Genomic DNA, 22785 nt, shown 5'->3' on the forward strand with positions numbered 1-22785 from the left:
TTCCCGGTTGATTGTCTACAGGCCTGGCTTCGTCATGCTTTGGTGTCGTCCGGTGCAGGCGGCGCAGCCGTTGGCGATAGATTGCCGAGCGCGTCGATCGCCTCATCGACCGTCGAGAAGATCTGTCGATGGATATCGGGCGCGCGCAGCGCCTTGTATCGTTCGAGTTCATGCCGCACACCCGAAGGAAGGGCGACGATGGCGATACCCACCCCGCGCCTGTCGAGTTCGCCGCCAAGCTGAAGCAAGGCTTTGCACGCCGTGTAATCGACGTTGTTGATTTCCGATGCATCGAGGACCACCCAGCGCAACGGCGGGCTGGCCTCGTTGACGAGTTTCAGCACTTCCTCCGAGAAGCGGCCGGTGTTCGCATAGAACAGGTCCGCTTCGAACCGGTAGACGACGATGCCGGGAGCCGCGAGCACATTCGGCTCGACACGATGCGCGACCCAGTGACCCGCAGGGCTGCGGGTGAGCACGCGGGTGCGCAGGTGGTAGCTGTTTCGGGCATGCGCGATCAGTGACATCACAATGGCGGCGAGAATGCCGTGCATCACATCGACGAACACGACCACGCACACCGTCAGCAGCGCGACGACGAATTCGTCCTTCTGCATGCGAAAGAGCTCGATCATGCCCTTCACGTCGATCAGCTTCACCCCGATCATGAACACAATGGCCGACAAGACGGCGGCAGGCAAAAGACTCAGCGGTCTCGTGAGGAACAGCAGCACCAGCAGCACGATGACCGCGGTCGTGAGATGGGCGACCTGCGTGCGGCCCCCCGCATCGTCGACCATCTCGGTCTTGGTCGGACTGCCGTTCACGACGAAGGTGCCGGTGAACGCCGCTGCGGCGTTCGCTGCCGCGAGTCCGATAATGTCGGCGTTGTCGTCGCCTTTTTCGTTGTAGCGGTTGGCGTACGCGCGCGCCGTCGCCGCGCTCTGGGCGATGATGACGATGAAACACGAGGCGGCCGTTGCCAGCACCTGATTGACCTCGCCCATATGCAACGGCGGAAGGAACAGCGACGGAAGCCCGCCCGGCACTTCGCCGGTGACGGTAATGCCATGCGCGGCGAAATCGAACACGCTACTTGCCACGATGGACCCGATCACCGCGATCAACGCGCCCGGCGCGCGAGGCACGAAGCGCTTGCAACCGATGATCACGGCGAGGACGGCAATCGAAAGCAGCGTGGTCGGATAGTTCGCCCCGGCGACGCGCTCGACGACGGACACGATCTGCATCACCGGGCCATGCCCCTGCTTTGCGAGTCCGAACAGCCCCGCAAGCTCGCCTGCCGCAACCTGCACCCCCACGCCTGTAAGGAAGCCGATCAACGCGCTGCGCGAAAGAAAGTCGGCAAGGAAACCCAGACGAAAGATCCGCGCAAAGACCAGCATCACGGCCACCGCCAGGGCCACGGTGCTCGTCAGGCCGACATATTCCTTGCTGCCCAATGCGGCGACCGCGGTGAGCGTACCGGCGGGAATGGCGGCGGTGGCGGAATCTGCCGCGACGACCAGTTGACGCGACGCACCAAAGACCGCGAACGCCAGCAGCGGCAGCAAGATGGTGTAAAGACCCGTGACGGTGGGTGTACCAGCTATCTTCGTATAGCCCATCACCTCGGGAATGCCGAGCGCCGCGAGCGTGATTCCCGCGATGATGTCGTGCGGGAGTTGCGCGGGGCTGAGCGGCAAAAGCCCCTGTAGAAAGGGCAGGCGATGCGGATGCGCTTGCGCGGAAGCCGCTGGTTTCATGGCGTCACCTCCAGTTCGCACTGAACGCGGTGGAGTCACCGGGTGGCGTAACGCGATTCATACACAGTCCAAAATGGATGTAAGCACTTTGTCGGGAAGGAGCGTGCAGCACGAGCGGGCGTGCGCGATGGCGCGCGCGACGACGCCATTCGCGAATGCAGAGAACGCGCAGACGAGCCTCATCGAGACGGAAGATCCCCATGCCTGATCCGGATAAACGGCTTGATCGAGACAACAGCGAACCAGGTTCCAGACGCACACCGTCGCCCTTTTCAGGGTAACAGTCAAGAAGCGAGACGCGTTGTTTACCCGCCCACTGCGATGATTGCCATCGTCAGCAACACGCCGAGCGCGGTCATGGCGATGCCTGCTTTCATTGCGCCCGCACCGGTGTAGCGTCCCAGTGCACAGCCCGCGATGAAGAGCATCGCGAGTGTCAGCACGCGTGAGCAGACGAGCGCCGCCCTGTGATCATCGATCAGGAGAAACGGCAGGGCAACGGGGAAGGTGCCGAGGACGACGAGCAGAAAGATGCCCACTGCGCCGACGAAGTCGTCACGTACGAAATTCGCTCTGGGCGGCAGCGTCGATGTGGCCGAGAGACGCGCCCGAATCCGCTCGAGTTCGTCGTCTTCGACAAGCGAGTCCAGCGTCTCGGGCAATGCGTCACGCAATGTACGCACGGCAACTGCACGGTCTGTCTCTTGCCGCGCGGTCAACGCGAGCTTCAGGCGTTGTCCTCGATCGACAAGCGTGCGCACGAGATACATCACGGCGTCGGCCAGGCCCCACGCGAGATTGCATCCGAGCGCGGCATGGAACATTTTGGTCCCGGCATCGCCGCCGACGCTCACTGCCTTGACAGCCCCGACGAAGGTCAGTGCCATGAACAGGCCAAAGCATATCTCGCACACGCGGTCGACGGTATTGAGAATCGGCTTGCGCCGCTCGGGTTCGGTGTGTGCGGCCGGTGTGATGGTGCTCATTTCGCCTCGACTCCAGATGGACAGCGCGACGTTGCGCTCATGCTTGGGAGGACGGCACGTATGAGCAGTATATGAAAGCGACGACCGATCGGAGCCCTTATTTTTTCGGCGGAGGGCGGTGCCGTCACGCATGGTTCGCAGCCTTCGAACCCGCCGATGTCACGCGTCGCATTGGAGCGTTTACATGCCGCTGCCTTGCGTTCGCCGGGCAAGGCCGGGACTTCGTCCGCAGCGTCGTATGTCAAACGTTGAGCGGCGCGGTGGTGGTCATTGCCCGTTTGATATTTGCCGACAGGGAGAGCGCTTCGGTCCGGCAGCCCGCAACACTTTGTATTGCAATTCGATACAATGAGCCTTTGCCAATTATCGTGTATCGGGAGCTACCAGGTGAGCAGCAACGAGCAGGCTACGGAGGTCGACAACCTCTTCGTGCAATCCCTTGCCAAAGGGCTAAAAGTGCTTGAGGCGTTCAGCTCGCTCCAGGATTCAATCAGTCTGACTGAGCTTGTCGCCGCGACCGGAATGACCAAGAGTGGCGTTCAGCGTCTCACGCACACGCTGGAGCAGACCGGCTATATCAGGAAGGATGCGTTGTCGAAGCGCTATAGCCTCACGCCCCGCGTGCTGGAGCTAGGCTATTTTTTCCTGCGGACCAACCCGCTCGTCGCGAAGGTCACGCCCACGCTCGTCGCGGCCCGTGAGCGCCTCGGCCTCGCCATGCATGTGAGCGTGCTCGAAGACGACGACCTGCTGTATCTTTTCCGCCTTCCCAGCCGGGAACTGAAAGTGGTCGAGATGTTGCCCGGCCGCCGGACGTCGGCGTTTTCGACAAGCTCGGGGCGCGTCCTGCTTTCCGCTTACCCCGATGACAAGGTGCGCGACATCCTGAAGCGCAAGCCGGTGCCGGCCATGACGCCGCAAACGGTCACCGACCCGGACGAACTGATGGCGCTCGTTGCCGAATGCCGGAGCCAGGGCTATTCGATTTCGCAGGACCAGCTCATCACCGGCCAGATTGGCGTTGCGGGGCCCATCTTCAACGCGGCAAGGAAGATGGTCGCCGCGGTCAACATCGTCGCGAGAACCAGCGACTGGCCGCTGGCCCGGGTCGAAGCCGAACTTTTGCCGCAGTTGCTCGCGCTGGTTCAGGAACTCTCGACTTACTGACCGGCATGTCGACGGTCGCGCCGTTGCGGACGCGACCGTTGCGACAGCCGCGGGGGGTTACATCGCCGCGAAAGACGTCTTTCTTCGCGCGATGATCGCCACGCAGATCAGCGAGGCCGCGCTCAGCGCCGAGTAAAAGACGGCAAGCGGAATCCAGCTTCCGTGGAAACGCTCGGCGAGTATCGAACCGACGAAAGGCGTGAAGCCCGCGATAATGGCGCCGCACAGCTGGTAGGCCAGGGAGATGGCCGAATAGCGGATATGTGCCGGGAAAATCTCGGTCATATACCCGGCGATAATCGAATAGAAACTCGACTTCGTGGCGATCGCCAGCATGACGCCAATAAGCATGAGCCAGGTGTTCTGCGTGCTGACCAGCATGAACATCGGATAGGGAATCAACACACTGCCGGCGGCCGACAACAGCAGGCAGCGCACCGTACCGAAGCGTTCGGCGATTTTTGCCGCAACCGGCTGCCACAGAAACTGGATGACGGCGGCGAGCGTCAGCACATTGATGATCTTCGACGCGGACATCCCCAGATAATGCGTGGTGTAGCTCAGCATGAACGTGTTGGTGAAGTAAGCGCCGGCCACGCCAATGCTGTTTGCACCCATGGCGAGCAGCACCACCACCCAGTGATGGCGCAGGACTTCGACCAGCGGCATCTTGACGAGCTTGCGTTCTTTCTTCGAAGCGTGGAACTCGGGAGACTCCTTGACGCCTGCTCGAACGAAGAACCCCACGGCGAAAAGCACCACGCTCCCGAGGAACGGCAGGCGCCAGCCCCAATCGAGGAGGGTCGCGTGGTCGAAGCGGCTCACTGCGCCGAATACCAGCATGGCGAGCAGCAATCCCGCAGGACTGCCAAGTTGCGCGAAGGAGGCAAAGAAGGTCCGGCGGTGCTTCGGGGCGTGTTCGCCCGCGATCAGGACCGCGCCGCCCCATTCGCCGCCCACCGCAATACCCTGCAAAACCCGCATGAGCAGCAGCAGGCACACGGAGAGGGCGCCCGCCTGTTCATAGGTCGGCAGCAAGCCAACGCCAACGGTCGACGCCGCCATCAACATGAGCGTGGCCATGAGCGACTTTTTACGGCCGAGCTTGTCACCGAGGTGTCCAAACACAATGCCGCCGATTGGCCGCGCGAGAAAGCCGACTGCGAACGTCGCGAAGGACGCCAGCGTGCCGACGTAGGAACTCACTTGCGGGAAGAACAGTTTGTCGAAGACGAGTGCGGCCGCATTCCCATAAATGTAGAAGTCGTACCATTCGACGGTCGTGCCGAGAAAGGCCGCAATGGACGCGCGAACAGGCTGGTTTTCCGAACGGTGCGCTGCGATGTCCGAACGCTCAGTGGATGTGCTCATGATTGACCTGGTCAGTCGTGCGAATTAAGAAAGGGTCGAGCGAACAGGCCGACGGCGATGGTGCTGGGTGAGTTGCTCGAATGCATGAGCCAACTGGAGTACGCCGAGCTCGTCGCGGTACCGGCCGATAATCTGGACGCCCACGGGCGTGCCGTCCTTGCTGAAACCACAGGGAACGGAGATGGCCGGGTTTCCGGCGACCGAGAACACATAGGCGGATTGCTGCCAGTCGATGTAAGTCGCCTGGGGCACGCCTGCAATTTCGGCGGGATATTCCTGTTCAACGGGGAACGGCAGCACCTGCGAAACCGGCGCCACGATGAATTCATACGTGTCGGTGAATTCCCGCAGGCGCTCGAACAGGCGGGTGCGCTGGGCTTGCGCGTCGAGAATGTCGTCGACCGTCAGCCGCAAGCCCTTTTCGATATTCCAGATGACCGTGTCTTTGAGCTTGTCGCGCTTCGACTTGAGGGTCTCCCGATACGCGTTCGCAAACGACATGGCGCGCAAGGTGTGGAAGGCCTCGTGGGCGCCTTCCAGAGGAGGCGTTGCGGCTTCCACGCGGCAACCCAGGTCGGCGAATACGCCCAGACTCGCACGCGTGATTTCCATCACCTCGGGCTCGAACGGCAGGCCGCCCAGGTCGCCGCCCCACGCAATTCGAACGTTGCTGAAATCGCGCTGAAGCTGCTTGCTGTACGCGATCTCCGGCGACGGGAAGGAAAGCGGGTCCCGCGCGTCGAAGCCTGCCAGCGTTTCCAGGAACAGCGCGACATCCTCGACCGTCCTGCCCATGGGCCCGGCGACCGAAAGCGGATTGAAGCGGCCCGCGTTCGGCGCATATGGCACGCGGCCGAAGGAGGGGCGCAGGCCGACGATATTGCAAAAGCTGGCCGGGTTGCGCAGCGATCCGCCCATGTCCGAACCGTCGGCGAGCGCAACCATGCCGCTGGCCAGCGCCGCGGCGGCACCGCCGCTGCTGCCGCCCGCCGAGCGGTCCGGCGCGTAGGGGTTGCGCGTCATGCCGTACACGGAATTGAAGGTGTGCGAGCCGGCGCCGAATTCGGGCGTGTTCGTCTTGCCGATGGCGATTGCGCCCGCGAGGCGCTGGCGCTCCACGAGCGTGACGTCGGCTTCGGGCACGTAGTCCTCGAAGGCGAGCGAGCCGAATGTCGTCCGTGTGCCCTTCGTGCTGAAGAGGTCCTTGTGGGCGACGGGCAAGCCATGCAGCGCGCCGAGTGGTTCGCCTCGGGCCTGGGCGGCGTCGGCGGCGCGTGCGCCCGCCACAGCGCGGTCGAAATTCGCCGCTACGACCGCGTTGATTTGCGGATTCCATTGCTGAACGCGCTCCAGATGAGCGGCCATGACCTCCGTCGCGCTCACTTCGCCGGTGCGGATGAGCCTGGCGAGGTGGGTAGCGGTCAAATCGGGGAGTTCACTTGAGACTGACATCATTTCCTTTAAAGTATCGAATGGCAATACAATGTATTGGGAAATATTGAAGTGTCAAAAACACATCGTCAATGAAAACCTGACGACGTGCGGGTAAACCCTTTGGAAGCATCGCGCGCAACCGTTCGCCCCGGCTGGGGCGCTGTGCGCGTGGACGAAGGGAGAAGTCGCGGCGTCGCGACCGATGAAGCCGGGCGGCGGGACTGTGCAGCGAAGGACGGGGACGCCCGGCGCGCCCGGCGATTACAGCAGTGGCAGCGTGAACCGGATGTGATCCGCGAATGCCGCCGTGAGATGCGAGGGGCGCTTGCGTTCGAACTTCAGCGTGATGCCGACGCTCGGCAACGGCGGCAACGCGGGGTCGCCGTTGAGGATGGCCAGATCGGATGGCACGGCCGTCTGCGTCATCACCGCGAAGGCTTGCCCCGAGCGCACGAGCGCCGTGAGTCCGGCGAGACTGCTGCTCGCATACGCGACGCGGTAGGCCCGGCCCGCGCGATCGAGCGCTTCGCACGCGGCGATGTGGTCGAGCGTGTCCGGGTCGGAAAGCGCGAGCGGCAGCGGATCGAAATGCGCGGATTCGAGCTCCGGCGAGCCGATCCACACCAGTTGCTCGCGGCGGATGATGTCGTCGCCCGCGCCGCTCGCTGCGCCGCCTGCCGTCCGGTCATCGGGCAACGACACCATCGCGAGATCCACGGCGCGTTTGTCCAGTTGCTCCAGCAGTCGCGGCGTGGGGCCGCAAACGACCTCCACGAGCGCATGCGGGTGCTGGCTCGCGAACTGGCGCAGCAAGGTGGGAAGGAACACGGCCGCATAGTCGTCGGGGCAGCCGAAGCGGATAGTCCCCGACAAGCCCTTGCCGCCAAGGTCGGCGAGCGCCTCGTCATGCAGCCGCAAAATGCGCTGGGCGTGTATCAGCAAGCGCTCGCCCGGGTTGGTGAGCACCACGCCGCGCCCGGTGCGCTGAAAGAGCGGCTGATCGACGATTTCCTCCAGCCGCTTCATCTGCTGGCTCAGCGCCGACTGGGTGCGGCCCACGCGCTCGGCCGCCCGGCTGAGCGAGCGCACTTCGGCAATCACGGCGAACGAACGCAGCAAATCGATTTCGAGCGTACGGCTCAAGATATTAGCCTCTCTTCTATCTCGCATAAGAACTATTCGATTCTATAAAACCAGAGCGCCGACTAGACTGCAAGGAAAACTTGCTACGCGAAGAGGAGAAGCACGGTGACCCGCAACGACGATGAACTTTTCTGGCGCAACGCCAGGCAGCACCTCATCCGCTATGGCGGCACGTTCGAGCCGATGATCATCGAGCGCGCCCAGGGCAGCTTCGTCTACGACGCCGACGACCGCCCGATTCTCGACTTCACCTCGGGCCAGATGAGCGCGGTGCTGGGCCATAGCCACCCCGAGATCGTTTCGGTCATCAACGAATACGCGGGCAAGCTCGATCACCTCTTCAGCGGCATGCTCTCGCGTCCCGTGGTCGATCTGGCAACGCGCCTGGCCGAGATCACCCCTGAGGGGCTGGACCGCGCGCTTTTGCTCAGCACGGGCGCGGAGTCGAACGAGGCGGCCATCCGCATGGCGAAGCTCGTCACCGGCAAATACGAAATCGTGGGCTTCGCGCAGTCGTGGCACGGCATGACGGGCGGCGCGGCTTCGGCCACGTATAGCGCGGGGCGCAAGGGCGTGGGCCCGGCCGCCGTCGGCTCGTTCGCGATTCCCGCGCCGTTCCCGTACCGGCCGCGCTTCGAGCGCAACGGCCAGTACGATTACCTGGCAGAACTGGATTATGCGTTCGATCTGATCGATCGCCAGTCGAGCGGCAATCTCGCGGCCTTCATCGCCGAGCCGATTCTCAGCTCCGGCGGCATCATCGAACTGCCCGAAGGCTACATGGCGGCGCTCAAGCGCAAATGCGAAGAACGCGGCATGCTGCTGATCCTCGATGAGGCGCAAACCGGCGTGGGGCGCACGGGCACGATGTTCGCGTGCCAGCGCGACGGCGTCACGCCCGACATTCTCACGCTCTCCAAGACGCTGGGCGCGGGCCTGCCGCTGGCGGCGGTGGTCACGTCCGCGCAGATCGAGGAGGAGGCGCACGCACGCGGCTTCCTGTTCTATACGACCCACGTGTCCGATCCGCTGCCCGCCGCGGTCGGCTTGCGCGTGCTGGACGTGGTCGAGCGCGATGGCCTCGTGGCGCGTGCGAACGTGATGGGCGAGCGGCTCAGGCGCGGCTTGCTGGACCTGATGGAGCGCTTTGACTGCATTGGCGATATTCGCGGGCGCGGGCTGCTGCTCGGCATGGAGGTCGTCAAGGACCGCCGCACGAAGGAGCCCGCCGACGGCCTCGGTGCGAAGATCACGCGCGAGTGCATGAAACTCGGCCTGAGCATGAATATCGTGCAGTTGCCGGGCATGGGCGGGGTGTTCCGCATCGCGCCGCCGCTCACGGTTAGCGAGGCCGAGATCGACCTCGGCATCGACCTGCTGGGCCAGGCCATCGCGCGTTCGTTGTGAACAGGCGGGCCGCCGAGGCTAGGCCCTGCTGTTCGAGTCCGGCGGCCTGGCAGTTGGCCGCTGCACCGCGCGAGCGGGCAGCGGCGTGGACATGACGATGGACGTGCGCGTTTCGCCGTAAAGATTGATGCGCTGGATCAGCCGCTCCAGGTCGGCCACGCTCGCCGCGACGAGGCGGATTACATAGGAATCCGCACCAGTGACGTGATGGCATTCGAGCACCTCGTCGATCGTGCCGAGCAGCTTGAGAAACTTCGTTTTGGCGGATTGCTGCACGGTAATGCCGATCAGCGCCATGATCGGATAACCGGCGGCCACCGGATTCACGCGCGCCGAGTAGCCTTCTATCACGCCCGACTCTTCAAGGCGTCTCACCCGTTCCGTCACCGCCGGCACCGACAAACCCACCTGCCGCGCCAGTTCGGTATAGGTCACGCGGCCGTTTTCCTGTAGCAGCGAAAGTACCTTCCAGTCCAGATCGTCCATCATGATGAAGTTTTTAAGGTAAAACGCCAATTCTCCATTAAAAACCTACTTTTGCGGCGCACTCGCGGCGTTTACGATATTTCCCTGAACAACACGAATTGCGGGGAGAGGGGAAATGCTGTTCGTCAAAGCCGTTGCGATGGGGTTTTGCATCGCCGCACCCGTCGGGGCCATCGGCATGCTGTGCATCCAGCGCAGCCTGAGCCGCGGGTTTTGCTCGGGCTTTGCCACGGGTATCGGTGCGGCGTGCGCCGACGCTGTTTATGGCCTGCTCGGCGCCCTGGGCGTTGCGGGCATCGTGACGGCGCTGCCCATGCTGACCGTTGCCCTCAAATGCGCGGGCGGGGCCTTTCTGGTCTGGATGGCATGGTCGATCGCGCGCGATGCGCCCACCGCGCAGGCTGCCGCACAAGAGCCTGCGCGCACGCCGGTCACGCGCGACTTCGTGACGACGTTCGCGCTCACGCTCTCGAACCCGTTGACCATTTTTTCGTTCATCGCCGCGTTCGCGGCGCTCGGGCCGCTTTCCGCCCCGAAGGGCGAGCATGGCGCGATGGGGTGGGCCACCGTGGCTCCCATGGTGCTGGGCGTGTTTGCCGGGTCGGCGGTGTGGTGGCTGTGCCTGAGCGGCGTGACGGCCGCGCTGCGCACCAGGCTGCCTTTGGCATTTACGCGCGGCGTTTCCCTGTTCTCGGCGCTCGCCATCGCGGCGTTCGGTGTCGTTCAGGTGGTGACGGGGCTGGGGCGGCTGGTGTAGGCGCGCCGGTTTCCTGCTTTAACGCGGCATTAATGTGGCATTAATGTGGCATTAATGTGGCATTAATCGGCCCTCACATCCACGGCAACGTCCACCCGATGTGCGCCGCCCCCCAGGATCACGCCGCGCAGCAGCGACACATCGCTGTAATCGCGGCCGATGGCGAGCGTCACATGGCCCTGATCGGCGAGCACGTCATTGGTCGGATCGAGGTCGATCCACCCGGCCGAATCCACGCCCGGCACATAGAGCGACACCCATGCGTGCGAGGCGTCCGCGCCGATCATCGCGGGTGCGCCGGCGGGCGGGTCGTTGCGCAGATAGCCGCTCACGTAGCGCGCCGCAAGGCCGATCGAGCGCAGGCAGCCGATCATCACCTGGGCGAAGTCCTGGCACACGCCGTGGCGCAGCGCGAAGGCGCGCGCGGCGGGGGTGTCGAACGCCGTTGTCGAGGGACGGTACGCGAAATCCGCGTGGATGCGATGCATCAAGTCAATTGCCCCGGCCAGCACAGGCGCGCCGGGTGCGAAGCTTTCCAGCGCATAGGCCCGCAGTTCGGGCAGCAGGGCGATATTCGGCGAAGCGAAGCAAAATTCGGACTCCGCATGGAATGCGCCGCCCGCCGTGTAACGCAGCTTGTGAGCGACCGTTTCCCAGGCCAGTGTGGCGGCGATGTCGAGCGTCGCATAACGCGGCGCGAGCATCACGGTCGTCTCGCTCGTCATCAGCAGGTAATCGTGCGGGGCTTCGAACGAGAAGTAGAGCACTTCGTTGCCGAAGGCGTCGAGGCGGCTGCGTTGATACGAGGGCGCGGGCTCGATGCAATCGCGGTGCGCCAGCACGCGCTGCCACGGCAGTTCGAGCGGGCGGATCGTCGCGAGATGCTGCGCGGTTTCGACGAGCGTCGAATACCGATACGTCGTGCGGTGCGAAACCGTGAGGCGCGTGTCGCTCATGACCACACCTGCGCGGCGAGCGGCACGGCGTGGCTGAACCAGCGTGCGCTGATTTCGTTCGACGCCGCGGCCATGCGTTCGGCGAGCGAGTCGCACAGCGCCGTGAGCGCGGGATAGCGGCCGTCCTCGCCGGGATCGCACAGCGCTTCGAGCGTGGGAAGCGCTTCGATGGGCGCGAGTTGCGAGGCGAACGGCTCGCGCTTCGGTCCGCCCGCCGCCTGGGCGATCTCGTCGAGGCGCGTGCGCAGGCGCGCATAAACGCCATAAAGGCCGCGCGGATTGGTCGGGTCGGTCACGATCGTGTCGAGCAGGGCGGGCACTTCGAAGCGTCCCGGATAAAGCGAGCGATAGGTGAGCGTGCTGTCGAACAACTGCAACAGCATGTCGAAGCCCGCCGGTGTGGCGAGCGTGCGTTCGTGCGCCGCGACGCGCAACATCGTTGCGAGCGCAGCGACCCGTTCGATGTGACGCCCCGCGAACAGCAGCCGCCACGCTTCGTCGCGCGTCATGCGGTCGCCCTGGCAGCCGCTGATGGCGCTCAGTTGCGTGGCGAGCGCATCGAGCGCGCCCATGAGCGCCATGCGGTCGTATGGCGTGGGACGTCGGAACTCGATGGCGGCGCCGTGACGCGGCGGCGCGGGAATGAGCGACAGCGCCTGGAGCGCGTCGCGAAAGTCGTTGCGCGAGGCGAGCACGGTGCGCCAGTGGTCGCTCGACAGCCGGCCGCGAATCTCGCCGCACGCATAGGCCTGGCTCGCGAGCGTGCGGCCGATGCCTGTCGCGCCCGCGTTCTCGTGCAGATTGGCCACGAGCGCGCGCTCGAACTCATCGAGCGCGAGTCGCGTTTCGTCGCCGGGAGCGGGCACGAGCCCATTCGCAGCGGCGAGTTCGACGAACGTGCCGGACAGTTCCTCGGCGTCGCTGCCTTCGAGCGAGCCGAGAATCAGCCTGCACAAGCGCACGCCGTTTTCGGCGCGCTCGCCGTATCGGCCTGCCCAGAAGAGGTTTTCGGCGGCGCGGCTCGGCACGCGGCGGCGTTCGCGGCGCAGGTCGCCGGGCTTCATCGGGCTCGGCAGGAGCGTGAAGTTCGAGCCGGGCTGGCTCGACAGCACCCAGGTGTCCACGCTGCTGCCGCCCACCTGCATCGATACGGATTCCTGATGTTCCGCCGCTAGCCGCGTGAAGCCGCCGGGCAAGACGCGCCAGCCTTGCTCCTGGTCGGCGATCGCATACACGCGCAGCACGGCCGGACGCGCGCCGAGCATGCCCGCGCCGGTTTCGTAGCGGGGCGTGTAGCTGTAGCGCAGCGGCTGCTGGATCGTGAACGCGTCGGGCAACTGCTCGATGCGCTCGCGCCAGTCGGCGAGCGTTTGCACGCCTGCGGCAAGCCCCGGCGGCGTTGGTGACGCCGCTGATGCCGCCGCGCCGCGCGAACCGCCGGGCCACGTCGGCACGATCAGCGCCTGCGGCACCTGCGCGAGCGCGTCTTGCCAGGCGGCCGCTTCGCCGCACCACCAGGTGGGGACGCCCGGCAGCGCGAGTTCTTCGCCGAGCAGCGCCTGCGCAATGCCGGGCATGAAGCCATGCAGCGCGGGCGACTCGACGAAGCCGGCGCCCGGCACGTTCGAGACCATCACGTTGCCCGCGCGCATGACCTGCAAGAGCCCCGGCACGCCGATGGTCGAGTCGGCGCGCAGTTCGACCGGGTCGCAGAAGGTGTCGTCGAGGCGGCGCAGCACCGCGTGCACGCGCTCCAGGCCACCCAGTGTTTTCAGGTAGAGCATGTCGTCGCGCACCGTGAGGTCCTTGCCCTCCACCAGCGTGAGGCCCAGGTAGCGCGCGAGGAACACGTGCTCGAAATAGGTTTCGCTGTACGGCCCAGGCGTAAGCAGCACGATATGCGGCGAGGCGCCGCTCGCGCCGCGCTCGTCGGCGTTCATGATCGCGCGCGCGGCCGCGGCGAGCGTGGCGATGAGTTGCGAATACGAGGGCGCGAGGCGATGCACCCGCATGGTGCGAAACGGCTCGGCGAAGAGGCTCGATACGATGAGCCGGTTTTCCAGCAGATAGCCCAGGCCCGAGGGGGCTTCCGTGCGATGCGAAACGACGGTCCACTGACCGTCGGGCGCGCGCGCGAGGTCGAGCGCGACGATCTGGAGATACTGGCGCTCGGGCGGCACGAAGCCCTTCACGGCGCGCAGATAACCGGGGTGGCCGAACACCAGCGCGGGCGGCAGGAGGCCGCTTGCGAGCAGCGTCTGCGGCCCGTAGATGTCGGCGACGATTTCGTTGAGCAACCGCGCGCGCTGTGCCACGCCTTGCTCGATCTGCGCCCATTCGCTTTCGTCGATGATGAGCGGCAGCGCGTCGAGCGCCCACGGGCGGGGGCCGCCGGGGTCCGCGTAGACGTTGTAGCTGATGTCGTTCTCTCGCACCTGGCGAGCGACCGAAGCGGCGGCGCTATCGAAGTCCGCCACGCCAGGCTTGCCGAGCAGCGCGAAAAACTGCCGCCACGGCTCGCGCAACTCGCCCTGCGGCGCGCGCAGTTCGTCCCAGTGGCCGGCGTGCACCGGTAAGGTGCGCAACGGCGCGATCGCCAGCGTGTCGCTGGCGGAGGAATCGAACGGCAGGGTGGATTGAGTCGGCAAGATCGTGGGTCGTCGCGGCGCGCCCGGTGTGCCGGGCGCGCTTTCGGTTGAGTCTATCGACGTGTTATCGGCCGCGATCAGCCGCGGCGCAGGTCCAGTGTGAATGGAAATTCGAGGCTGCGCTCGGGCGCGGCCACGTCGACCGCCCCAGGCGTATGCCCGATCGTGAAGAAGCGCGCGCGCCGCCGGCTTTCGGCCTCATAGGCGTTGACCGGAAAGGTCTGATAATTGCGGCCGCCCGGATGCGCAACATGATACTGGCATCCGCCGATCGCGCGGGCGTTCCACGTATCGACGATATCGATCGTGAGCGGCGCGTGCACGCCGATGGTGGGGTGCAGCGCCGCCGCTTGCTGCCAGGCGCGAAAGCGCACGCCCGCCACGCTCTCGCTCACGCGCCCGGTGGGTTGCAGCGGCAGCGCGCGGCCGTTCACGGCGACGATATGACGACTCTCGTTGATGCCGAGCACGCGCACTTCGAGCCGCTCCACCGACGAATCGACATAGCGCACCGTGCCGCCGGGCGAACCCTCCTCGCCCATCACGTGCCACGGTTCGAGCGCGTGGCGCACGGCGAGCGCAATGCCGCCCGTGTGCACTTCGCCCACCAGCGGGAAGCGGAATTCGAAGTGCGGCGCGAACCATGTGGAGTCGAGCGCGAAGCCAGCCGCGGCCGTTTCGGCCAGCACGTCGTCGAAGTCCATCTCCACGAAGGTGGACAGCATGAAGCGGTCGTGCAGTTCGGTGCCCCAGCGCGTGAGGCGCTGCGTGTACGGCGTTTTCCAGAAGCGCGCGACGAGTGCGCGCAGCAACAGTTGCTGCGCGAGGCTCATGCGCGCATGCGGCGGCATTTCGAAGCCGCGCAGTTCGAGCAGGCCGAGGCGGCCGGTCGGGCCGTCGGGCGAGTAGAGCTTGTCGATGCAGAATTCGGCGCGGTGCGTGTTGCCGGAAACATCGATCAGAATGTTGCGCAGCGCGCGGTCGATGAGCCAGGGCGGCACGCGCTCGCCGCCGCTCGGGAACTCGCTGTAGCCATGAAGTAGATCGACCTGACGCTGGATCTCCGCGAACGCGATCTCCAGTTCGTACACCTGATCATTGCGCGCTTCGTCCACGCGCGGCGCCTGGCTCGTCGGCCCGATGAAAAGCCCTGAAAACAGGTACGAAAGCGACGGATGGTTGTGCCAGTAGGCCACGAGGCTCGCGAGCAGGTCCGGGCGGCGCAGGAACGGGCTGTCGGCGGGCGTGGCGCCGCCGAGCACGAGGTGATTGCCGCCGCCCGTGCCGGTGTGACGGCCGTCAAGCATGAACTTCTCGGTGGAGAGCGCCGTTTCGTGCGCGGCCTGATAGAGAAATTCGGTGCGCTCCACGAGTTCGTCCCAGTTCGACGACGGGTGGATGTTCACCTCGATCACGCCGGGGTCGGGCGTGACCTGGAGCATTTTGAGGCGCGGGTCGCGCGGCGGCGGATAGCCCTCGATCACGACGGGCAGCGCGAGGTCGGCGGCGGTGGCTTCGACGGCGGCGAGCAGGTCGAGATAGTCGTCCAGTTCGGCGAGCGGCGGCATGAAGACATGCAACTGGCCTTGCGCGCTGCCGAACGAGGCGGCCTCGGCTTTCGGGCCCGCGGCGCGCGCGGGGTCGCGGACTTCCACGCAGAGCGCCGTGCGGTGGAGCCACGCGGCGGATTCGCCATGCGCGGGGTAGCGGTTCGCATCGGCCTCGCCGGAGCCAGCGTGACCGTAACGCGCGCCTGCCGCGAGGCCCGGGCTTGCGCCGGACGCGGATTGCCCGCGTGCATCGATGCCGCGTTCATATTGCATACGCAGTTCGGCTGCGCTGCGCAGTGGCGCGGGCACGGCGAACGGATCGCGCGCGTGTTGCCAGGGGTAGTCGCCGGCCGCGACCCACGGCAGCGAATCGAGCGGCAAGCGATAGCCCATCGGCGAGTCGCCGGGCATGAGGTACATGCGCTCATCGCGGAAGAACCACGGGCCGCTCACCCAGCGCGGGCCCTGCAAGGCGGGCGCGGCCGGCGCGGCGGCGAGCGGCAGCACATAGCCGGTCACGGTGTCGAGGCGCGCGTCGAACACGCGGCGCAGCCGCATGCGCTCCAGTTCGTCGTCGAGGCGCGAGTCGAACGGATCGACGTTCACCGGCAGGCGACGCTCGCGCCACAAGTAGTACCAGGTGTCTTCGTAGCCGGGCTGCACATGCAGGGGATCGACCGCGAGCTTCGCGGCGAGGTGCGCGATGAAGCGCTGCGCGTCGGCGGCCGTGTGGTGCGCGGGCGAGCGCTCGTCGGCGAAAAGCGCAGGGTCGCGCCAGCACGGCTCGCCGTCGGCGCGCCAGTAGAGCGAGAGCGCCCAGCGCGGCAACTGCTCGCCCGGATACCACTTGCCCTGGCCGATATGCAAAAAGCCTTGCGCGCCGTATTGCGCACGCAGCTTGTCCATCAGCGCGATGGCGTAGCGGCGCTTGGTCGGGCCGAGCGCGTCGGTATTCCATTCGGCCGCGTCGCGGTCGCCGGCGGCGACGAAGGTCGGTTCGCCGCCCATCGTCAGGCGCACGTCCTGTTCGCCGAGGGCGGCATCCACCTGCGCGCCCATGGCGAGCATGCCGGCCCATTGCGCGTCCGTGTACGGTTTCGTCACGCGCGGGGTTTCCAGCACGCGCGAGATGGACATCGTATGCGAGAACTCGACCTCGCATTCGTCGAGCGCGCCCGAGATGGGCGCGGCGCTGCCCGGCTCGGGCGTGCAGGCCACCGGAATATGGCCTTCGCCCGCCAGGAGCCCCGAGGTCGGATCGAGCCCGATCCAGCCCGCGCCCGGCAGATAGACTTCGCACCACGCGTGCAGGTCCGTGAAGTCGGCTTCGGCGCCGCGCGGGCCGTCGATCGCCTTGACGTCGGGCGTGAGCTGCAACAGATAGCCCGAGACGAAGCGCGCGGCGAGCCCAAGCTGGCGCAACGTCTGCACGAGCAGCCAGCCCGTGTCGCGGCACGAACCTGAGCCTTTTTCGAGCGTTTCCTCGGGCGTCTGCACGCCCGGCTCCATGCGGATCAGGTAGCCGATATCGCTTTGCAGGCGCTGGTTCAGTTCGACGAGGAAATCGATCGTCACGCGCGGCGTGCGGTCGATCGTCTCGACGAACGCGGCGAAGCGCGGCGTCGGCTCGCCGGGCACGAGATACGGCGCAAGCTCGGCGGCCAGCTCGGGCGAGTAGGCAAACGGAAACTGCTCGGCGCTCGGTTCGAGAAAGAAGTCGAACGGATTGTAGACCGCCATTTCCGCGACCAGATCGATGGTGACGCGGAACTCGCGCGTGGGCTCCGGAAAGGCAAGCCGCGCCTGATAGTTGGCGAACGGGTCCTGCTGCCAGTTGACGAAATGATCGGCGGGCTCCACGCGCATCGAGTACGAAAGAATGGGCGTGCGGCAGTGCGGCGCGGGGCGCAGGCGCACCACGTGGGGCGCGAGGCGCACGAGCCGGTCATAGCGATACTGCGTGACATGGTTTAACGCGACACGAATGGACACACGCAACTCCTCGATCGACCTGGATGGAATGGACGCAAAAGCGCTTGGCGCGTGCGTATGATGCAGATGCCGCGAGTGCCGGATGTGACAACCGCTGCGGCGAACGGTGCGCGCGGCACGCGACGTGCTGCGCACGCTGGCGCGCCCCACGGGGCTATCACAGGAATGCGGCAATGAAGACGTTTCACTGCGATCAGTGCAATCAACTGGTGTTCTTCGAAAACGAGCGCTGCGAGCGTTGCGAAGCGCGCCTTGGCTACGTGCCGCAAACGGGCGAGATGCACGCCTTCGGGGACGCGGGCGAAGGCCGCTGGCGCAGCCTCGACGCGCGCTCGCGCGGCGCGCTCTTTCGCCAGTGCCACAACTACGCGGCGCAGAACGTCTGCAACGGCATGATCGCAGCCGATTGCGCGGACACGCTCTGCCGCGCCTGCCAGTTCACGCGCACGATACCGGACCTCTCGCGGCCCGAGAATCGCCTTTACTGGTATCGGCTCGAAACGGCCAAGCGCCGCCTGCTGTACACGCTGAACGCGCTCGGCCTGCCGCTCGCCACGCGCGCCGAAGACCCCGAACACGGCCTGGAATTCGCGTTTCTCGAAGATTCGGACGACGGCCCGCGCATCGTGACGGGCCACGATCACGGGCACGTCACGATGAACATCGCCGAGGCCGACGACGCCCATCGCGAGCGCACGCGCGTTTCGCTGCACGAGCCGTATCGCACCTTGTTGGGGCATTTTCGCCACGAAGTCGGCCACTACTATTTCGATCGGCTCGTGGCGCCCGACCCCCAAGCGCGCTGGATCGAGCCGTTTCGCGAGTGCTTCGGCGACGAGCGCGCCGACTACGCCGCGGCGCTCGCCAGGCACTACGCCGAAGGCCCCGCGCCCGACTGGGCGCAGCGCCACGTGAGCGCGTATGCGTCGGCGCACCCGTGGGAGGACTGGGCCGAAACGTGGGCGCATTACCTGCACATCGTCGATACGCTCGACACGGCAACGGCCTGCGGCCTCGCGCTCGTGCCCGACAGCCCCGACGAGCCCGTGCTCGTCGACCAGACACCCGTTGACGAGGCGAGCTTCGAGAGCCTGATGGCGCGCTGGTACCCGCTCACCTATGCGCTCAACAGCCTGAACCGCAGCCTCGGCATGTCCGATGGCTACCCGTTCGCGCTGGCCGCGCCTGTCATCGAGAAGTTGCGCTTCGTTCATCGCGTGATCTCGGCGTCATCCGTTCGTTCGTCGTCCTGATCGAATGGCTATCGTTCCAGAACCCAGGTGTCCTTGGTGCCGCCGCCCTGCGAGGAATTGACGACGAGCGAGCCTTCACGCAGCGCCACGCGAGTGAGGCCGCCCGGCACCATGCGCACCTCCTTGCCGGAGAGCACGAACGGACGCAGGTCGATATGGCGCGGCGCGATGCCCGATTCGACCCAGGTGGGGCAGGTGGAGAGCGAAAGCGTGGGCTGCGCAATGTACTTGTCGGGGTTGGCGACGAGCGCGGCGCGGAACGCCTCGATCTCGGCGCGCGTGGAAGCCGGGCCGATCAGCATGCCGTAGCCGCCCGCGCCATGCGTTTCCTTCACGACCAGATCGGGCAAATGGTCGAGCACGTATTGCAGGTCGTCGGGCTTGCGGCACATCCAAGTGGGCACATTGTTGAGCAGCGGCTCCTCGCCCAGATAGAAGCGCACCATGTCGGGCACGTACGGGTAAATCGACTTGTCGTCGGCCACGCCCGTGCCCACCGCGTTGCACAGCGTGACGTTGCCCTTGCGGTAGACATTCATGAGGCCCGCCGCGCCGAGCGTGGAGTCGGGGCGGAACGAGAGCGGATCGAGAAAGTCGTCGTCCACGCGCCGGTAGATCACATCCACGCGCTGCGGACCCTGCGTCGTGCGCATGTAGAGGTAATCCTTGTCGACGAACAGATCCTGACCTTCCACGAGCTCGATGCCCATTTGCTGAGCGAGGAACGCGTGCTCGAAATAAGCCGAGTTGTACATGCCGGGCGTGAGCAGCACGACCGTCGGGTTGTCGGCGCCCGCGGGCGCGGCGGCGCGCAGCGTGTCGAGCAGCAGGTCGGGATAGTGCGCGACGGGCGCGATGCGGTTGCGCACGAACAGATCGGGAAAGAGCCGCATCATCATCTTGCGGTTCTCCAGCATGTACGAGACGCCGGAGGGCACGCGCAAATTGTCTTCCAGCACGTAGAACTCGCCCTCGTCGGCGCGCACGATGTCGATGCCCGCGATATGCGCGTAGATGTCGCGTGCGACGTTGACGCCCTGCATCTCGGGGCGGTATTGCGCGTTGTTCAGGATCTGGTCGGCGGGCACGATGCCGCGCTTCACGATCTCCTGCTCGTGATAGATATCGTGGATAAATCGGTTCAGCGCGTTGACACGCTGGCGCAGTCCGCGTTCGAGCTTGTTCCACTCCTGTCGCTGGAAGATACGCGGGATCACGTCGAACGGAATCGTGCGCTCGGTGCCCGCGCCCGTCACGTCCTTTTCGCCATAGACGGCAAACGTGATGCCTACGCGCCGGAATATCGCATCGGCCTCCGCGCGCTTCTTGTGCATTTGCGGCTCGTTCTGGCCGCGCATCCATGCGAGGAACTCGCGGTAATGGGCGCGTGGCTCACCGGCCTGCGCGAACGCCGTGGGGGCCACGCCCCGAACGTCGAATTCCCCGTGCTCGAACATCTCGTTGAAGAATGTTTGCGTCATATCCGTTCTTCCGTCCGCTGCTTTTGTCCGCTATGCCTGGCAGAACCTGCCCCGACTGCCCTGACCGGCGGCTGCTTCAAGCGCCGCGCGCGCTGCTTTCGATCGGTGACGCGTGATGACCGCCGGCGCGCGAACTTGTTGCGATGTGCGTCGCGCCAGCGGATTCGCCTGATCGGAAAGCATGTGCTCGTGCGTGCCTCAAGAAGGCGCACGCCGGCACGCACGCCGCGCGGCGGTTGCCGCAGCGCCGGGTGATCGGGCTGTTGGGGTCAATGCAACTTTCGTGCCGATTTGATGGGTGGGGGCAGGCTTGAGGCGGGGTGTGGGGGGGGCAGGGTATTGCCGGGAGAGGCTCGGCGCACGGGGGGCCTTCTTTTCACCGGATTTTAAGCGCTGGTGATGCTTCGACATGACGGAGATGTGAACGGGCGCTTTATCGTGGTGCCAGTGCATGCACGGTTCCGGAGCAGGTTTTGCGCCGAGAAGTTGCATGGGGGGGAGGTTTTGCGCGACCGGGCATAGTGTCTCCGTCGTTCAGCCCGAGAGGGAACGCAATACCCATTGTTGAATCTCCCTATACGCTTACGCTATTCAGAATTATTTGACAGTGGAGTTTTGCTTTATGTACATCATGGCCGTGACTGTTCCAGCGCTTCCGCCAATTGGATTTTGCAGAATATACTCATGCTTTATTGTCGAAAAAGAAAGGCCAATGGTCTCGCGGCAAATTTCGGCCGCAACGATCGGAGTAACCTGAGTTATTACAACGTCGTACATTGTTATTCGTGAGAACTCAAGAGGAGCTCCTCCCGCTTTGCGCATCGTTAAAGTGACTTTATCGATATGCTGTCCGGTGAAACAGTATTTCGCAAGATTTGGGCTTGCTTTGTCGAATTGATGAATGAAGGAAAGGTCGGATACGGTGGCCTTTCCGGCTCCACCTCCTGATCCGGAAAACATGGCGGAATTCTGTTTTATTTCCCACGTCCAGGTAATCACGTCGATTTCGTTAAGATGTTGTGCGTCTTTCGATTCTCCGTCAATGCCATTGATTTTTATGAATATATCTTGCGACATCTGAAAGATCATCCTGTAGGTTAATCGATGTAACCGAAATTATCGGATTTTGCATGAGATGCTTACGTCAGCATTCCAAGCATTCCATTTAACGCCCAGCTTGCCTGTGGCCCCATGTTCGATCCCCGCATGAACAGGATTGCAGGAGCCTGAGCGATAGCAATTTCAAGCAGATGGAGTTGTGGAGCGGGTACGCCCGCAAGTGCCAGCATCTGATTGATGCCCAGAAACATCAAAGTTGCACCATACCCGGCGACCAAACCCGCCCCGAATTCAACATAGGCGGCCAGGCCGCAGATATCCCCCTTGGTTAGCTCCTTTCCTGAAAATGCCTTCGTCATGAAAACGACGCCCGTACCTGGAAAATTGGTAATCGAGCCATTGCCGGACTGGACATAATTTTTAGTAATCGTCTCGGGAATTTGAATCCTTGTAAGCTCAAATCCCCGAGAGAATCCGACTCCAAATCCTCCATAATGGAAATGGTGCGCATTGTTGTGCGGATCTTTAAGGGATATTAGTCCTCCTGATAGCAAGAGCGCGCCAAGTCCAATCTCTGCACCAGCGCTTGTATCGAACGTCCATTGACTTACTCTGTAATTTTCCATTTATCTGATTTATTGAATTTACTTTTCATTGATTTTGACAGCTCAATTGCCGGAATAAAAACAACCATAAGCGTGAAATAAATGGATAATTCCCAAACCGCTCCGAATTGATCTATGGTAGCTCGCGGATTTCGCGAGTTTTCCAAGTAAAGCACCGTAACGCTGTCGCCGATCCTGTAGCCGAAAATCAAACCACCTTGTGGGTACGAAATGTGGTCCCCCCTTTTATTTGTGAATTCGATTTGTGGATGGCTGCCGCCGGCATTCAATGCGACTACGACGCCGGGTGCCTTGTTGGCGACGTGTAAAAATTCGTGCGTCGAATATAGTGATGCGATCAAGCCATAGATGCAGCCTAGCCAGATAATGGAAATAAAAAATAACGTGAATTGCCGCATTGACGCTCTTTCAGTTATGTTTAAAGCCCAAGCACAGTCATTACGTCCGCACCTTGCGCGCCCGTCTTCGCGAGGTGCGAAAGGGGCGGCAGGTGCTTATGTCGCGCCGTTGCGTTTCTACTGATCCGACACCCCCATACCTCCGTGACGTCGGAGATACGACCGACCCGGCGATGCATCCCGCCCAGCAAGTTGCGCTAAAAATAGCTTACATAAGCTATATTCACGTGATGCCGAAGCGCGCGATATGGGATTCGTCCGAAAATGGGGGGTGTTCCGAAGTGCGCGATTCACCGCGCATCGCG

Annotated in this window: 17 protein-coding genes; 4 read left to right on the forward strand and 13 right to left on the reverse strand. The window is 64.2% G+C overall.

The window, feature by feature from the left end:
* Window positions 1–32: 32 nt before the first annotated feature.
* Window positions 33–1766, reverse strand: a complete 1734-nt coding sequence (locus tag C7402_RS18730) for a SulP family inorganic anion transporter (protein WP_116611615.1) — start codon at window positions 1764–1766, stop codon at window positions 33–35.
* A 305-nt stretch (window positions 1767–2071) separates the two neighbouring features.
* Window positions 2072–2752: a VIT1/CCC1 transporter family protein gene (locus C7402_RS18735; RefSeq protein ID WP_116611616.1), complete on the reverse strand. Its 681-nt coding sequence runs from the start codon at window positions 2750–2752 to the stop codon at window positions 2072–2074.
* A 429-nt stretch (window positions 2753–3181) separates the two neighbouring features.
* Between C7402_RS18735 and C7402_RS18740 the strand changes: the two genes are divergently transcribed.
* A complete protein-coding gene (locus C7402_RS18740; protein WP_425273790.1) occupies window positions 3182–3919 on the forward strand; it encodes an IclR family transcriptional regulator in 738 nt (245 codons plus the stop codon).
* Between the two features lie 57 nt (window positions 3920–3976).
* Here the strand turns inward: C7402_RS18740 and C7402_RS18745 are convergent, their stop codons facing one another.
* From C7402_RS18745 to C7402_RS18755, 3 genes are all read right to left on the reverse strand, one after another.
* Window positions 3977–5290, reverse strand: a complete 1314-nt coding sequence (locus C7402_RS18745) for an MFS transporter (RefSeq protein ID WP_112172249.1) — start codon at window positions 5288–5290, stop codon at window positions 3977–3979.
* 24 nt (window positions 5291–5314) lie between these two features.
* Window positions 5315–6742, reverse strand: coding sequence for an amidase (locus C7402_RS18750; protein ID WP_116611702.1), 1428 nt, complete (start codon window positions 6740–6742; stop codon window positions 5315–5317).
* Window positions 6743–6985: 243 nt separating this feature from the next.
* Complete coding sequence (locus tag C7402_RS18755; RefSeq protein WP_181565588.1) at window positions 6986–7894, reverse strand: LysR family transcriptional regulator; 909 nt, start codon at window positions 7892–7894, stop codon at window positions 6986–6988.
* Between the two features lie 78 nt (window positions 7895–7972).
* Between C7402_RS18755 and C7402_RS18760 the strand changes: the two genes are divergently transcribed.
* Window positions 7973–9274, forward strand: a complete 1302-nt coding sequence (locus C7402_RS18760) for an aspartate aminotransferase family protein (protein WP_112172247.1) — start codon at window positions 7973–7975, stop codon at window positions 9272–9274.
* An 18-nt stretch (window positions 9275–9292) separates the two neighbouring features.
* On the opposite strand, the gene C7402_RS18765 is transcribed toward C7402_RS18760, so the two are convergent.
* Window positions 9293–9760, reverse strand: a complete 468-nt coding sequence (locus tag C7402_RS18765; RefSeq protein ID WP_116611703.1) for an Lrp/AsnC family transcriptional regulator — start codon at window positions 9758–9760, stop codon at window positions 9293–9295.
* A gap of 115 nt (window positions 9761–9875) precedes the next feature.
* Between C7402_RS18765 and C7402_RS18770 the strand changes: the two genes are divergently transcribed.
* Window positions 9876–10517 (forward strand): LysE family translocator, encoded by a 642-nt coding sequence (locus C7402_RS18770; RefSeq protein ID WP_116611617.1) that lies wholly within the window; start codon window positions 9876–9878, stop codon window positions 10515–10517.
* Between the two features lie 62 nt (window positions 10518–10579).
* Here the strand turns inward: C7402_RS18770 and C7402_RS18775 are convergent, their stop codons facing one another.
* The 3 genes from C7402_RS18775 to C7402_RS18785 all read right to left on the reverse strand — a co-directional run bounded on the left by C7402_RS18775 (window position 10580) and on the right by C7402_RS18785 (window position 17663).
* The gene (locus C7402_RS18775) at window positions 10580–11473 is read right to left on the reverse strand and encodes a transglutaminase family protein (RefSeq protein WP_116611618.1); all 894 of its coding nucleotides are present in this window, start codon (window positions 11471–11473) and stop codon (window positions 10580–10582) included.
* Window positions 11470–14121, reverse strand: coding sequence for a circularly permuted type 2 ATP-grasp protein (locus tag C7402_RS18780; RefSeq protein WP_116611619.1), 2652 nt, complete (start codon window positions 14119–14121; stop codon window positions 11470–11472). The genes C7402_RS18775 and C7402_RS18780 overlap by 4 nt, the downstream gene beginning before the upstream one ends.
* 77 nt (window positions 14122–14198) lie before the next feature.
* Window positions 14199–17663 (reverse strand): transglutaminase family protein, encoded by a 3465-nt coding sequence (locus tag C7402_RS18785; protein ID WP_116611620.1) that lies wholly within the window; start codon window positions 17661–17663, stop codon window positions 14199–14201.
* 173 nt (window positions 17664–17836) lie between these two features.
* On the opposite strand from C7402_RS18785, the gene C7402_RS18790 reads away from it, so the two are divergent.
* Complete coding sequence (locus C7402_RS18790; protein WP_116611621.1) at window positions 17837–18916, forward strand: zinc-binding metallopeptidase family protein; 1080 nt, start codon at window positions 17837–17839, stop codon at window positions 18914–18916.
* An 8-nt stretch (window positions 18917–18924) separates the two neighbouring features.
* Here C7402_RS18790 and C7402_RS18795 read toward each other — a convergent pair whose 3' ends face one another.
* From C7402_RS18795 to C7402_RS18810, 4 genes are all read right to left on the reverse strand, one after another.
* Window positions 18925–20397 carry a circularly permuted type 2 ATP-grasp protein gene (locus C7402_RS18795; protein ID WP_112172241.1) on the reverse strand — a complete coding sequence of 491 codons (1473 nt, stop codon included), beginning with the start codon at window positions 20395–20397 and terminating at the stop codon, window positions 18925–18927.
* A 597-nt stretch (window positions 20398–20994) separates the two neighbouring features.
* Window positions 20995–21474, reverse strand: coding sequence for an Hcp family type VI secretion system effector (locus C7402_RS18800; RefSeq protein WP_116611704.1), 480 nt, complete (start codon window positions 21472–21474; stop codon window positions 20995–20997).
* A gap of 62 nt (window positions 21475–21536) precedes the next feature.
* Window positions 21537–22082 carry a hypothetical protein gene (locus C7402_RS46320; RefSeq protein WP_133254505.1) on the reverse strand — a complete coding sequence of 182 codons (546 nt, stop codon included), beginning with the start codon at window positions 22080–22082 and terminating at the stop codon, window positions 21537–21539.
* Window positions 22064–22480 carry a DUF3592 domain-containing protein gene (locus C7402_RS18810; RefSeq protein ID WP_116611623.1) on the reverse strand — a complete coding sequence of 139 codons (417 nt, stop codon included), beginning with the start codon at window positions 22478–22480 and terminating at the stop codon, window positions 22064–22066. The genes C7402_RS46320 and C7402_RS18810 overlap by 19 nt, the downstream gene beginning before the upstream one ends.
* Window positions 22481–22785: the final 305 nt, after the last annotated feature.

Source organism: Paraburkholderia unamae, from assembly GCF_003096875.1.
GTDB lineage: Bacteria > Pseudomonadota > Gammaproteobacteria > Burkholderiales > Burkholderiaceae > Paraburkholderia > Paraburkholderia unamae.

Bases quoted from the DNA above. Each gene is read 5' to 3' on its own strand.
- C7402_RS18730 (WP_116611615.1), bottom strand. From the start codon at position 1,766: ATGAAACCAGCGGCTTCCGCGCAAGCGCATCCGCATCGCCTGCCCTTT.
- C7402_RS18735 (WP_116611616.1), bottom strand. From the start codon at position 2,752: ATGAGCACCATCACACCGGCCGCACACACCGAACCCGAGCGGCGCAAG.
- C7402_RS18745 (WP_112172249.1), bottom strand. From the start codon at position 5,290: ATGAGCACATCCACTGAGCGTTCGGACATCGCAGCGCACCGTTCGGAA.
- C7402_RS18750 (WP_116611702.1), bottom strand. From the start codon at position 6,742: ATGTCAGTCTCAAGTGAACTCCCCGATTTGACCGCTACCCACCTCGCC.
- C7402_RS18755 (WP_181565588.1), bottom strand. From the start codon at position 7,894: ATGCGAGATAGAAGAGAGGCTAATATCTTGAGCCGTACGCTCGAAATC.
- C7402_RS18765 (WP_116611703.1), bottom strand. From the start codon at position 9,760: ATGGACGATCTGGACTGGAAGGTACTTTCGCTGCTACAGGAAAACGGC.
- C7402_RS18770 (WP_116611617.1), top strand. From the start codon at position 9,876: ATGCTGTTCGTCAAAGCCGTTGCGATGGGGTTTTGCATCGCCGCACCC.
- C7402_RS18775 (WP_116611618.1), bottom strand. From the start codon at position 11,473: ATGAGCGACACGCGCCTCACGGTTTCGCACCGCACGACGTATCGGTAT.
- C7402_RS18790 (WP_116611621.1), top strand. From the start codon at position 17,837: ATGAAGACGTTTCACTGCGATCAGTGCAATCAACTGGTGTTCTTCGAA.
- C7402_RS18795 (WP_112172241.1), bottom strand. From the start codon at position 20,397: ATGACGCAAACATTCTTCAACGAGATGTTCGAGCACGGGGAATTCGAC.
- C7402_RS18800 (WP_116611704.1), bottom strand. From the start codon at position 21,474: ATGTCGCAAGATATATTCATAAAAATCAATGGCATTGACGGAGAATCG.
- C7402_RS46320 (WP_133254505.1), bottom strand. From the start codon at position 22,082: ATGGAAAATTACAGAGTAAGTCAATGGACGTTCGATACAAGCGCTGGT.
- C7402_RS18810 (WP_116611623.1), bottom strand. From the start codon at position 22,480: ATGCGGCAATTCACGTTATTTTTTATTTCCATTATCTGGCTAGGCTGC.